Here is a 12398-nt window from a genome sequence, read left to right as displayed (position 1 = left end):
GGCTCGCCGCGCTGGAGACCTTCCGGCCCGACCTCGTCCTCCTCGACCTCATGCTGCCCGACCGCAGCGGCTTCGAGGTCTGCCGCCGCATCCGCGCCACCCAGCAGCTCCCGATCATCATGCTCACGGCGCGCGGCGACGACATCGACGTGGTGCTGGGCCTGGAGGCCGGCGCCGACGACTACATCGTCAAGCCCGCCCGCGGCGAGGTGCTCGAAGCGCGCATCCGCGCCGTGCTGCGCCGCGCCGCGCCCGGCGAGGCCGCCGAGGGCCCCGTCGCCGCGCCCCCGGCCGCCGAGATCCACGGCGACCTCACCATCGACCGCGGCGGGCTGCTGGTCTCCAAGCACGGCGAGGACCTGCCGCTGGCCCCCTCGGAGCTGAAGCTGCTGCTGTACCTGTCGGCCGCGCCCGGCCGGGTCTTCAGCCGCCAGCAGCTCCTGGAGCACGTCTGGGAGCACAGTTACTACGGCGACGCCCGGCTGGTGGACGCCTGTGTCATGCGGCTGCGGACCAAGGTCGAGGACTCCTCGCGCTCGCCCCGGTACGTCCAGACCGTACGCGGCTTCGGCTACCGCTTCGGGCCGGTGTGATGCCCTCGGAGCCCGACGGCCGAGAGGCCCCCGACGGTGGGGGAGGGGCCCCGGACCGTAAGGAGAAGGAGGGGGCCTCGGACCGTACAGTCGCCGGGCACGGGAGCACCGTGGACGGCCCGCCCGCCCGGCGCTGGTTCAAGCTGCGCTCCCTGTCCCGCGGCCTGCGCGCCCGCCTCGTGGTCGCCTTCCTGCTCGTAGCGGCCCTCAGCGCGCTCACCACCGCGGCCCTCACCTTCCGCGAGGCCCGCAACGCGATCCTCAAGCGCACCCAGGACACCGCCGTGCAGACCCTGCGCTCCCAGGTCAACACGCGGCTCCCCGACGTCCCCTTCCCGCCCGACCGGGCGGCGCTGACCGCCTTCACCCACGACCTCGACCAGGCAGGGGAGCCCCAGCGCTGGAGCACCTATGCCCGCTACAAGGACGAGGGTGTGGCGGCGGAGGCCATCCCGGGCGGCGCGGTTCCCCCCAAGCTCGCCGAGAAGGTGCACAAGGGTGTGTCCGCCTTCCAGCGCGTCGAGGACAGGGGCGAGCCGTGGCTCGTCATCGGCCTGCCCGTCACCTTCGGCGACAACGCCTCGGAGCTGTCCGGCCTTGAGGTCTACGCGCGGATGCCGCTGCGCGGCGAGGAAGCCAATGTGCAGGCGCTCGTCCAGGCCGCCCAGCGCGGCGCGCTGCCCGCCTTCGCGATCGCCATCATCCCGGCGCTGCTCGCCGCGCGCGGGGTGCTGCGGCCCGTACGGGAGCTGCGGCACGCCACCCAGAAGATCACCGAGGGGGAGCTCGACACCCGGCTCAAGGTGACCGGCGGCGATGAACTCGCCGACCTCTCAAGGACGTTCAACGGCATGGCCGCCGCCCTGGAGGGGAACGTCGCCGAGCTGCGCCGGATGGAGGCCAACGCCCGGCGCTTCGCCGCCGACGTCTCGCACGAGCTGCGTACCCCGCTGGCCGCCATGACCGCCGTCACCGACGTCCTCGACGAGGACGCCGGCGACCTCGACCCCGACACCGGGCACGCGGTGCGCCTCATCACCGAGGAGACCGGCAAACTCGCCCGCATGGTCGAGGACTTGATGGAGGTGTCCCGGTTCGACGCGGGCGCCGCGGCCCTCCATCTCGACGAGGTGGACATCCGCGAGGCGGTGCGCAAGACGCTCCAGGCGCGCGCCTGGGAGGGCCGGGTGACGGCCGACCTGCCCGAGGGCGTACGGGCCAGGATCGACCCGCGCCGGATCGACGTCGTGGTCGCCAACCTCGTCGGGAACGCGCTGCGGCACGGCGGCCCGCCCGTACGGATCACGGCGCGCACCGAGCCCCGCGAGGACGGCGAATGGCTGCTGATCGAGATCTCCGACGGCGGCAGCGGCATAGACCCCGAGGTGCTCCCGCACGTCTTCGACCGCTTCTACAAGGCGGACGTCGCGCGGGCCCGCTCGGAGGGCAGCGGCCTCGGTCTCGCCATCACCATGGAGAACGTGCGGCTGCACGACGGTACGGTACGGGCCGCCAACAGGCCCGAGGGAGGCGCGGTGTTCACCGTGGAACTGCCGCTGAGGCGGGGAGGGGAGCAGGCGTGAGGAGACTGCGGACCGGGGCGGCCGTCGCGGTGCTGCTCGTCCTGGTCTCGGGCTGCGGCATCGAGCAGACCGGGGTCATCGACGTGGGGCAGCCCGCCAGCGGCGCGAAGCGGCCCGGAGCCTCGGCGCGTGAGGCGGTGCTCTACTTCATCTCGCCCACGGGCATGCGGCCGGTCCGCCGGCCGTCCTCCGGCGATGTGAGCGCGGAGGATGCGGTGCACCTGCTGATCGACGGTCCCAACGACGCGGAGCGGCACCGCGGCATGGAGACCGCGGTGCCCAAGATGGCCGGCGTTCACGTCACCACCGGCAAGGGCCGGGTCAGTGTGCAACTGCCCGTGAACGTGAAGAACCTCGGTCTTGTCGTCCGCAATCAGCTGGTGTGCACCGCGGCCGACAACAACGTGCCGGGCGACCAGCCGTCCTGGGAGGTCAAGGTGGATCTCAGCGGCGGCGGCAACGTCCTGGAGGATCTTCTGTGTGGCGCGCACAGCGGCCTTTCCGACTCCGGCGTGCTCACGCCCTCGACTCCCTCCGCCCCCGGCGCCGGCGGTGTGAATGACGGACTGCCGGAGCAGGGGCCCGTCGACAAACCTCTCATTCCAACTGATGACCCGTCACTGATCCGGCCTCCCACAGATCCTTGAAACGCTGTACGCGCCTGGCGACCCGGATGTCCCGCAGCACCAGCCGGGTGTTGGCGATCACCGGCTCCAGCGCCTGCTCGGCGCTGACCTCATAGCTGACCGCGTCGTCGAAGATGATGAAGTCGAACATCGTGTCGAGCTTGAGCTTCTGCGGCAGCGTGGACATCGCCAGCACCCGCACGTCCACGCCCAGATCCGCGTGGCTCACGCGCAGGTCCCGGACGGCCTCGCCGTCCACCAGGTCCGAGTGCTCGACGATGAACAGCCGGCGCACCCGCACGCCGCGCTTGATGGCCTCCCGCTGCGCCGCCAGATAGCGCCGGCCCAGCTCGGTGTTCCAGAAGTTCACGTCCACCGAGGTGCTCGTGGCGTCGATGGAGACGGTGGCGCTCTGCGTGAGGGCGAGCAGCCAGTCGTGGTCCTCCCCGTCGTACACGGCCTCGCCGCCGTCGAGATCCTCCATCAGTATGCCCACCCGGGTGATCTCCGACTGGGCGAACGTGGCGACGATGCCGGGGCCCTCCGCCTTGATCTTCGCGGCGTTGCTGACCAGTTGGACGACCGAGTCCGTGTGCAGGGGGGAGTTCTCCACCAGGCTGAACAGCTTGGTGGCCTCGCTGATCTTGGAGTACCGCCGGTCGACGAGGGACTTCATGTCCCTCGCGTGCCGCTCCAGCGACGACTCCACGCTGGTCAGCCGGCGGTCGAAGTCGGCCATGTACTGGATGATCAGGGTCGATCCGCCGATGAAGATGGAGATGGTCAGCCGCCAGATCTCCGGCTGCCCGGTGGCATTGGTGATGAGGTAGGCCGCCGCTCCGACGGCGAGGGTGATCGCTGCCTTCCACAGAAACGGCGGTATCGCGTGATCGCGTTCCATGTCGTCCCCCCGGGGATCGTGCCGTGCCTCCCGCTAGCGGGAGGCCAGGGCGTCGCACAGCAACGGGATTGCTTGCAGCGTCAGTTGGTCCCGGATGCGCTGGACCAGAGTGTGCCACTGCCGGGTGAAGCCGGGCTCCCGTTCCAGGGCGTCCCACAACGGCGCCAGAAGTCGGTTCACGCGCGCTTTCGGCATCCACAAGTGCAGCAGATGATCGACCGCGGGGCGCAGGGACAGCACGGCCCCCGGCCCCTCGGCCGACCCCAGGCGGCTGCGCTCGACCATGGTCACCAGGGTCGTCAGCAGCCAGTCGTGCAGGGCGAGATCCTCACAGAAGGCGGCGGCCGCCGCCGGGTCGGGGCCGGGCAGCCGCAGCGAGAGCGTCCGCAGCCGGTCGTCGGCCACGGTGAACCGCTCGATCACCGCTCCGCCCGCCCCGTCGCCGCCGTCCCCCTCGCTCAGCACGGCGGCCCACCGCAGCCGGGTGCGCCGGGACTTGAAGGGCGGCCGGCGGTCCAGCAGCGGATGCTCCAGCACATCGGTGAGCAGCCGCTCCGCGATGGCGCCGAGATCGACCGTACCGGCGGCCGGCGGCTCGGCGGACAGGAGGCCGTCGCGCAGGTCCGGCACCGACAGGCGCCCCACCGGCACCACCACCCCCGGCCGCACCAGGTAGTGCCCCCACGGCATCCGCTGCTCCGTACCCCGGTCCCCGGCCCGGAACAGCGCCGTGGCCTGGAGCACCCGCCCGCCGGTGAGCACGGCCCGCGCCGCCACCGTGCCGACGCCGCGCACCTGACGGCCCGACGCCGAGGGCAGCGCGCAGTCCACGCCGGTGAGCAGGTCCGGCGAGACCGCGTACGGATTCGGGCGCTCGGAGACGCGCACCCGTTCGTCCGGGCGCAGCCGCAGCAGCCGCGCCGAACCGTCCCGCGAGAGGGACCCGGAGGTCTGCAACAGGCACGTCCGCACCTCGCCGCACGCGATGACCTGGCCCTCCGGCCCCGCCGCGCCGCTCATGACTCGTCGAAGAAGTGGTAGGAGGTCCGCCGCACGATCTCCGCGGGCACCTCGACGCCCTCGCGCGCGGAGCGCTCCGCGACCTGGCGCAGCACGGCCTCCTCGACCACCACCCGCTCCAGCACGATGTGCACGGCGTGCTCGACGGGCAGGAAGCGGGTGGGGAGGACGGAGTACGTGCGGTACGCGGCGAACGGCGCGGCGGCCGGGTTGAGCTGGAGCAGCGGCGGCAGCTGCGCCCACTCCTCGGGGAACTCCCCGCTCCACGGGGCCGGCCGCAGCACGGGCTCCCCGCGGTCCCGGAGCAGCCCCAGCCGGGTGAGCTGCCAGACGGCCGCGAGGAAGGGACAGGACCAGGTGCGGTCCGCGCCGTCGCCGTCCCACAGCTCGATGTCGACGAAGATCGAGTGACGCCGCGCGCCGACCTCCGACGGCGGCTGCCACGCGGCGAGACCGCTCATGGCCTCCAGGGAGCCGGTCGCCGGGGTGCGCTCGCCGTTGGCCAGCCAGCCCACCTGCCGTACGGACGGACGCGAGCCGTCGCTGCCCGGCGGCGGCGACTCCACGAGCCGGGGCTCCACGGACCGGGCCGGCTCCACGCCCCCGGCGCGGGCGCACGCCGACTCCCGCGCCAGGTAGTCGATGCTCAGCCCGGCCCGCCGCGCCTCGTCGAGCAGCATCGGCAGCACCTCGGCCGGCGTCGAGAACGGGCTGAAGTAGTCGTCGACGAGAAAGCAACTGCTCACCCGCGGGCGGCCCTTGGGCACCGTGCCCGCGAGCGACGCGTGCAGGGCGTCGGCCCACGGCTTGACCCGTGTGAGCTGACGGCGCAGCCGCTCGCGGCCCGCCGCGAAGTCCTCCATGTACAGATGCCCCAGCTCCATGGAGACGTGGGAGAGCGGCACCGCCTGGGTGCGAGGGTCCGCGGTCGCCTCGCGGAACACGGAATCCACTACCGTTCCCCCCAGGCCGCGTCGTCGTAGAGCTTGTCCGCCAGCTCCTCCAGGGCCGCGCGGGTCGCGCGGTTGGCCACCTTGCTGGCCAGCACGTCCTCATCGGTGATCAGCTGCTCCCGCCACTGGAGTACGGGCTCCAGCGGCACCGTGCTCAACACCCGGCTGTAGCCCACCTGTTGGGCCGAGGCGAATTCCTTGAGGTCCTGGTCGCACTTGCGCAGCCACGCCGACTGGGGCGCGGGCACATGCGCCAGCAGCGGGGACTCCGGATCGGGCACGGCGGCCCGTACGAACCGGATGGAGGACAGCAGCCGCGCCTTGTCGTGCCCGCGCGCCACACCGCCGGCCACTATCCCCCGGTCGCCGTAGACCAGCCCGGACGCGGCGACGATGTGCTGCCGGGTCCAGCGGTGGAAGATCAGCCAGCGCACCAGCAGATCCAGCGTCTCGGGCTCCGAGGTCGCGTCCAGCGCCATGTCGACCGCGTACGAGCGGCCCGCGCTCAGGTCGACGAGGATCACGTCGAACTCCTCCTCCAGCCGCAGGAAGAGGGTCACGCAGCGCCGCACCGCGTCGCGGTTGGTCGCGAACTCGCCGCCGCTGCGGTCGCCCGGCACCAGCACCAGCTGGCCCGAACCCATGGGCCGCTGCCGCAGCGCCTCGTTCTCGGTGTCCGCCCAGACGTCGATCCGGTGCGGCTCGGCGACCTTTCCCTGGAGGTAGGAGTGCAGCCCGCCGCGCTCCACGCCGCGCAGCGAGCCGGGCACGTCGAAGACGGCCGCCGCGGTGGGGGAGCCGAAGTCGAAATCGAGATAGCAGACGTCGTCGCCGCGCAGCGAGCGGCGATAGGCGAGATTGGCGCTGGTGACCGAGCGGCCGGTGCCCCCTTTGTCGGAGGCGGCGAAGACGAGCATGCCTCACACCCCTCTCGACCCGGCGCGCCGTGCGACGACCAATTCGTCGAGCTGGCCCAGTACGTCCAGGGCCAGCGCGCACGCGGTGCCGGGCCGGTCGTCCACGATCTGCCGGGCCCTGCGCAACTGGAGCTCCACGGTTTTGAGGCGGATCTCCCGGGAGGTGTCCTCATAGGAGGTGGGTTCCATCATTTCGTTCCCGAAGAGATGGCCGGCCTCGCTGAGCAGAGCCGTCGCCATGGTATTCAATTCCGCGCTGCGGATGGGGGGTTGGCGGTAAAGTGCGGTGGCCGCCGTCATGCATTCGACTATGCGTTCGGTGATGGTCCAGGAGAGCGGCGACGCGGTCGGCGGCGAATCCGGGCACACGGCGTGCACGTTGTCCCACAGCTTCGCGCCCGCCCCCGCGGGAATGCGCCGCTCCCACAGGTGGTCGAGGATCTGCTCCGCCAGCCGCAGCAGCCGGTCGTGCGAGCCGATGTTCCGGGAGAGGGTGCACAGCTGGACCGTGCGCTTGAGCAACTGCGCCGGGAAGTCGGACATCGCCCACTGCATGGCCGGCCCCAGGCTCTCGCTGCCCATCAGCGGCAGCCTGATCCCCGGATTGTGCAGCTCCACCGCCGGGTCGTCGCGCGTCATCCGACGGGTGATCTTCGCCCGCGAGGCCAGCTCCTCCATGACCGCCACGGTCCGGGTCAGGTCGTCGTCCGTGGCCCGGCGGCGGACCAGGTCCTGCACCAGGATGGCCGCCACCGAGAGGCTGAAGTAGTCCGATTCCAGGTACTGGCCGCCGGTCTGCCAGGGAACGTCCTCCAGGGGCCAGCGGCCCTCGCCGAACCGGGCGATCTTCGACCAGTACTGCTGGGTGATCTCCCAGCGCAGCCGGAGCGCCTCCGCCAGCCGCTGCTGCTCCGTGGTGAGCAGCCCCAGCGTCAGCGTCCGGTCGGAGAACAGGTCCTGGATGCCGTCGAGCGCGACCACCGTGAAGTACAGATAGGGCATCGGCCGCGCGACGCCCTTGGGCTGCGCGCCGATGGGCGCGTTGGTGTCGATCGGCGGGGCGTCCTGTACCACGCCCCAGGACCAGCCGCACTCGAACAGCAGATTCTCGTTGCCGAGATCGCCCACCACGTTGATGCCGAGTTCGACGTATTCGCGGATGGCGGCCCGGATCGGTTTCAGCTCGCGCTGAAGCTGCTGCACCACGGAGCGCCGGGAAAGGTGCTCCTGATTCACCCGGTCGCACAGCGCGACGCCCTGTTCGGATTCGGCGTCGAAGAGATTGACGGTGAAACATCGCAGCAGGCTCACCATGGCCGCGGTGAGCCGCTTCCGGGTGGCCGCCTCCAATTCGAGCGCCATTTCCTCGACGTCTTTGCGCCGCGGTTCCCGTGCGTAGACCTTGAGGAATCCGAGCGTCGCCAGTGCCAGGGTGATCGACATGGAGTAGGAATCCACCACGCCGAGCGCGCGCTGTTCCGACGTCAATTCCTCATTCGGGTCCTGCGAGTCGAAATAATATCCGCCGGCGAAACTGGGAACCGAATCCCCGGTGGTGTGCGCCTCCATGAACTGGGCGAGTGCGGTGATCAGTTGGCAGGGAATGTCCTCACGCGTGCCCGCTTTCCGCAGCGCGCGCAGGGCGTCGTCCGTGGTCTCATTCGGCGCGTCCAGCCGGAAGGCCGGAATCTCGGTCGCCGGATAGAGCAGGCACAGCAGATGCTCCGCGTCGGCGACGCTGCTCGCGCCGCCCCGCTCGCCCCATTGCCAGCCGCCGTTCGGAAACGAATGCCTGGCGATGGCCTGCCAGATCTCCAGCAGGTGCTGTCGTGGCTGGATGCGCATCCCCGTACCCCTTGGATGAGAGCGTCCGTGTGCGGATCGGTCAGGACGGGCCGCGCCGCCCGCAGGCCAGGATCATGCCGGTGTACCCCTCGCGCACCGGGCCCTCGGGCAGCCCGAACCGCTCCAGCACGTCGACCGCGGCGTGCGGCTCCAGGCCGGCTCCGACCTTCGTGCTGTCGACCTCGCAGGCGGGGAAGAGGTCGTCGCCCACCCAGTAGCCGCCCGAGTTCTCCATGAACGCGGCGGCGAACGGCGCGCCGTGCGCCAGCGATCCGAGGAACGCGGCCACCGCCCCCTCGAACTCCCGGTGGGAGTTCGACAGCGATTCCGCGACGAAGAACATCGTCCCGACCTCCTGCTTCCGCAGCCGGTCCGGCAGTTGGAACAGGTCGCCTTCCTCGACGGTCACGGAGCGCCGGAACCGTTCCCGCGGGTCGGTGATGTCCTGATATTTTTCCTCTTTGCGCAGTACTTCCCAGAAGGGGTCCCAGCTGTCGTCGTACCGAGGGATCTGGTTCCGCAGCCAGGCGGCGTTCCGCGCCGACCGCTCGTACAGGGTGATCTGCTCGCACCACGGCAGGAGCGAGAGCGCGGGATAGAGATTGGCCCCCGCACCCACATCAATGCCCGAAACCGGCCGTTCCGACTTCGTTCGGAAGTGATCGGAGAAGTAGTCTCTTACGACTTTGATGATCTCTTCGTCGTCGCTGCGCAGCACACTGTAGTTGTGCTGCGTGTATGACTGGGAGTCGAACGAGTCCCAAGGGGCGTCCCTGTTGAGACACAACGTGTCACCCTCTGACGTGAGATCCATGCAATCGATGTTAGCGCCAAGTCGCCCTGCCGAGTCTGCGGAGTAGAGGATTTACGGAAGGCGCATGACAGTGCCGGAGCGAAGCTGATAATGACCTTGGGAACACCTGGCGGAAGCAGCCGATCAATGACCGGAAAGTGACCGGAGCGGTAGGAGGAACCCTCTTAAGATGTTCACTCGATAGTGAATGCGTGCACCGTTGACACATTGATAGGGCGTGCTACTCGCGGCGCTTCGGATATGGGCGGGAAGCCGCGACCGTGACCGGAATCCGACGGCCCCGGCCCCCGCCCACGCGCGCTGCGGACCGTTCAGGGCTGAAGGCCGCCGAGGCGTCCCTCCAGCAGCACGAGCAGCTCGCCGAGGGTCTCCGCGAGGGCGGCCTGCCGCTCCGGGGCGACCCCCGCGAGCAGGGCCGATTCGTAGCCGAGCTGGTCCGGCAGGATCCGGTCGATGAGTGCGCGGCCCTCCTCGGTGAGCGAGAGATGGGCGACGCGGCGGTCCCGTACGTCGGGGCGGCGGGCGACGAGGCCGCGCTGCTCCAGCACGCGCAGCCGCTTGGTCACCGCGGCGCCCGAGGCGAAGGTCTCGCGCGCCAGCTGTCCCGGCGTCAGCTCGCGGCCCGTACGGCGCAGGGTGCCGAGGATGTCGAACTCCGGGCGCGTGAGCCCCTCCCGCACCAGCGGTGCGTCGGTGGCCTGTTGCAGCAGCGCCGAACAGCGGTTGACCCGGCCGATCACGGCCATCGGGGACGTGTCGATGCCGGGGTGGACCCGCTGCCACTCGCGCACCACCCGCGCGACGGTGTCATCGGCGCAGGCGGCGGCTCCGGCGCTGTCGGCGCCCGCGGTGTCCTTGGCGTCTTCGGCCACGATGTCGATCCTCTCCGCTCACAGTCCGTCCAATTCTGCCGCTTGCCGGACGGGGAAGTCGCCACCGAGCGGCGCACGGGACGCCCGGCGCACAGTGCGTCGGACGGCACGCCGGGGCCTGCCGGTGCCGTCGGCAACTGCTGGGCGCTAAGCGGCCATCACCGGGGCGGACAGCCGGCGGACGAGCGAGGCCAGGGTGCGGTGCCCCTCCTGCTCCGCGAGGGCCACCCGCTCCTCGGGCAGGGCGCGCTGCCACCACTCGCCGGAGGCCACGTCCACGGCCTCGCGCAGCTCGATCAGCGCGGCCGCGAGGCGGTCGAGGGCCCAGCCCGCCTCGTGCTGGTCGTGCGAGACGGCCAGCAGCCGCACGGCCGACTCCCGTGCCTCGGACACCCGGCGCAGCGCCGCCTCGATCCGGTCCGTGGCACGCCGGTTGGTGACCAGCACGCAGGCCAGCAGCCCGACCACGGCGCCGACGACCGTGTCGATCCAGCGGTCGGCGACGAGCCGTGAGGCCGGGAGGTTGCCCGCGAATTCGGTCAGCAGCAGCGCCATCGGCGTCACACAGACGGTGCCGAGCCAGTAGTTGCGGGAGATGAACGCCTCCGCGCAGACCTGGAAGACGAGCGCCAGGAGCACCATCGTGAGGTGCCCGGTGCGGATGAGGGGCAGCAGCGCGGTGAACAGGAGCAGCCCGAGGAAGTTGCCGAGCGTCCGCTGGAGCGCCCGGTTCCAGGTGAGGGTGGTGTTGGCCTGGAAGACCGAGGCGGCGGTGACCACCGCCCAGTACGGGTGGCCGACGCCCACCGCCATCGACGTCCAGCCCGCCACGGCGCACCCCGCCGCGACCCGCGCGCCGATCGGCAGCAGCGGGGAGCCCGGCCGGAGCCGCCGTAGCACGGCGCCGAAGCCGCGCGGCCGGTCGGGGGAGGGGCGGCGGGGCGCGTGCCGCTCGCCGTCCGCGCCGACGCCGAGCAGCTCCGCGTGTTGCGCGGGCGTCAGCGCGACCAGCGGCAGCGGCCGGCCCTTGCGCAGGTCACGCGCCCAGATCTCGAACCGGCCCGCCTCGTCGGCGCCGGGCGCGACGGCGAGCGTGGACTCGGCCCGGATCAGCAGTCGCTCCAGTTTCACGTCGCGGTCCCGGACGAGGAAGAGCGCGTGCCAGGCCGCGTTGACGGCCGTGGCGGTGGCGTGCCGGGGGGCGCGCCCCGCGCCCGGTTCGGCCCGCAGCGCGCGGGCCGCGGCCTCCAGCGCGCGGGCGGTCAGGATGCGCTCCGGGCCGCGCGGCCGGACCAGCGCGGGGGTCATGCACACCAGCCACGACAGGGCCCCGCAGGCGAGCACGATGCCCAGGTGGAAGGGGACGTCGCCGATGTGCTGCGGCACGAAGAAGGCGCTGGCCGTCACGAACGTCACGATGATGTTGCCGGGCGGCCCGATCAGCGTGGCGTCGCAGACCGTCTTGTGCACGGCGGCGAGCAGCGAGGCGATCAGTACGAGCAGCGGCGCCGAGGCGATCAGGGACGAGCTGACCAGGGCGACGGCCACGCTCGCGACCATGCCGAGTACGACCCAGGCGAGGGTACGGGCGCGGGCCGCGTACGGCTGTGCGTGGCCGTAGAGCGCGCAGAGCGCCCCGGCGGAGGTGTACAGGGCGTACTGGAGATGGCCGGTGGCGAGCAGCGTCAGGTTGGGGATCGCCATCGCGATGCCCGCGCTGAAGGCGGATTTATGCCAGATGTCCGCGGCGCGGTTCAGCCGTACCGCGCTGCGGACGGGCAGCGGGCGTGCGCGGACGCCGCGTGCCGGGGCGGATGGTGAGGGCTCCTTGTGGGTTCTCCGATGCTTCGCGTGCTTCGCCATACATGAAACTTTAGCAGGTGTTTTACTAGTGAAATATATCGAGCGCCCGCGCCCGGCACTCCGTAGGCGTCCCCCAGGCCGACCGCAGCGCCCGCGCCTTCCCGATCCACAGCGACAGATCCAGCTCGGCGGTGTAGCCGATCGCCCCGTGCAGCTGCAACGCGGTACGGGCCGCCGCGTACGCCGCCTCGCCCGCGGCGACCTTCGCCGCCGCGATCTCGGCCCCGGCGCCCGCCGCCCCCGACGCCAGCGCCACCGCCGCCCCGAACACCAGCGGCCGGGCGAACTCCAGCCCCATGAGCGTGTCCGCCAGCCGGTGCTTGACCGCCTGGAACGAGCCGATCGCCGCACCGAACTGCGTCCGCTGCTTCACATACGCGACCGTCTGCTCCAGCAGCGCGAGCCCCGTGC

General features: G+C 71.4%; 12 protein-coding genes. 3 read left to right on the top strand and 9 right to left on the bottom strand.

The genetic code is table 11. The features are described 5' to 3' along the window. The 3 genes from ACFU99_RS15855 to ACFU99_RS15845 all read left to right on the top strand — a co-directional run. On the top strand, positions 1–593 hold a 593-nt coding region (locus ACFU99_RS15855), incomplete at its 5' end, for a winged helix-turn-helix domain-containing protein (RefSeq protein WP_384391555.1). Continuing rightward, the gene (locus ACFU99_RS15850; RefSeq protein ID WP_384391554.1) at positions 593–2176 is read left to right on the top strand and encodes an ATP-binding protein; all 1584 of its coding nucleotides are present in this window, start codon (positions 593–595) and stop codon (positions 2174–2176) included. The genes ACFU99_RS15855 and ACFU99_RS15850, both read left to right, overlap by 1 nt. Positions 2177–2205: 29 nt before the next feature. After that, positions 2206–2823 (top strand): hypothetical protein, encoded by a 618-nt coding sequence (locus tag ACFU99_RS15845; RefSeq protein WP_384391551.1) that lies wholly within the window; start codon positions 2206–2208, stop codon positions 2821–2823. Here the strand turns inward: ACFU99_RS15845 and ACFU99_RS15840 are convergent. The 9 genes from ACFU99_RS15840 to ACFU99_RS15800 form a co-directional block, all read right to left on the bottom strand. Next, complete coding sequence (locus ACFU99_RS15840; RefSeq protein ID WP_384391548.1) at positions 2774–3703, bottom strand: hypothetical protein; 930 nt, start codon at positions 3701–3703, stop codon at positions 2774–2776. The two genes, ACFU99_RS15845 and ACFU99_RS15840, sit on opposite strands and share 50 nt — an antisense overlap. Positions 3704–3736: 33 nt before the next feature. Continuing rightward, positions 3737–4723 (bottom strand): SCO2521 family protein, encoded by a 987-nt coding sequence (locus ACFU99_RS15835; RefSeq protein WP_384391545.1) that lies wholly within the window; start codon positions 4721–4723, stop codon positions 3737–3739. Further along, complete coding sequence (locus tag ACFU99_RS15830; RefSeq protein ID WP_384391542.1) at positions 4720–5676, bottom strand: SCO2522 family protein; 957 nt, start codon at positions 5674–5676, stop codon at positions 4720–4722. The genes ACFU99_RS15835 and ACFU99_RS15830 overlap by 4 nt, the downstream gene beginning before the upstream one ends. Then, positions 5676–6593, bottom strand: coding sequence for an SCO2523 family variant P-loop protein (locus tag ACFU99_RS15825; RefSeq protein WP_384391539.1), 918 nt, complete (start codon positions 6591–6593; stop codon positions 5676–5678). Before ACFU99_RS15825 ends, ACFU99_RS15830 begins: the two co-directional genes overlap by 1 nt. Before the next feature lie 3 nt (positions 6594–6596). Then, entirely contained in the window at positions 6597–8438 is a 1842-nt protein-coding gene (locus ACFU99_RS15820) for an SCO2524 family protein (RefSeq protein ID WP_384391536.1), read from the bottom strand. 40 nt (positions 8439–8478) lie between these two features. Beyond that, entirely contained in the window at positions 8479–9252 is a 774-nt protein-coding gene (locus tag ACFU99_RS15815) for an SCO2525 family SAM-dependent methyltransferase (RefSeq protein WP_384391533.1), read from the bottom strand. 311 nt (positions 9253–9563) lie between these two features. Then, positions 9564–10124 carry a MarR family winged helix-turn-helix transcriptional regulator gene (locus tag ACFU99_RS15810; RefSeq protein ID WP_384391530.1) on the bottom strand — a complete coding sequence of 187 codons (561 nt, stop codon included), beginning with the start codon at positions 10122–10124 and terminating at the stop codon, positions 9564–9566. Positions 10125–10271: 147 nt separating this feature from the next. Next, positions 10272–11987: an FUSC family protein gene (locus tag ACFU99_RS15805; RefSeq protein ID WP_384391527.1), complete on the bottom strand. Its 1716-nt coding sequence runs from the start codon at positions 11985–11987 to the stop codon at positions 10272–10274. A 25-nt stretch (positions 11988–12012) separates the two neighbouring features. Further along, positions 12013–12398: acyl-CoA dehydrogenase family protein (locus ACFU99_RS15800; RefSeq protein ID WP_384391524.1), on the bottom strand; the 386-nt coding region annotated here is incomplete at its 5' end.

The sequence above is a fragment of the Streptomyces sp. NPDC057654 genome (assembly GCF_042800135.1).
Lineage (GTDB): Bacteria > Actinomycetota > Actinomycetes > Streptomycetales > Streptomycetaceae > Streptomyces.
Note: the sequence above shows the minus strand (reverse complement) of the source record. Positions and strands in the feature narration are given on the sequence as shown.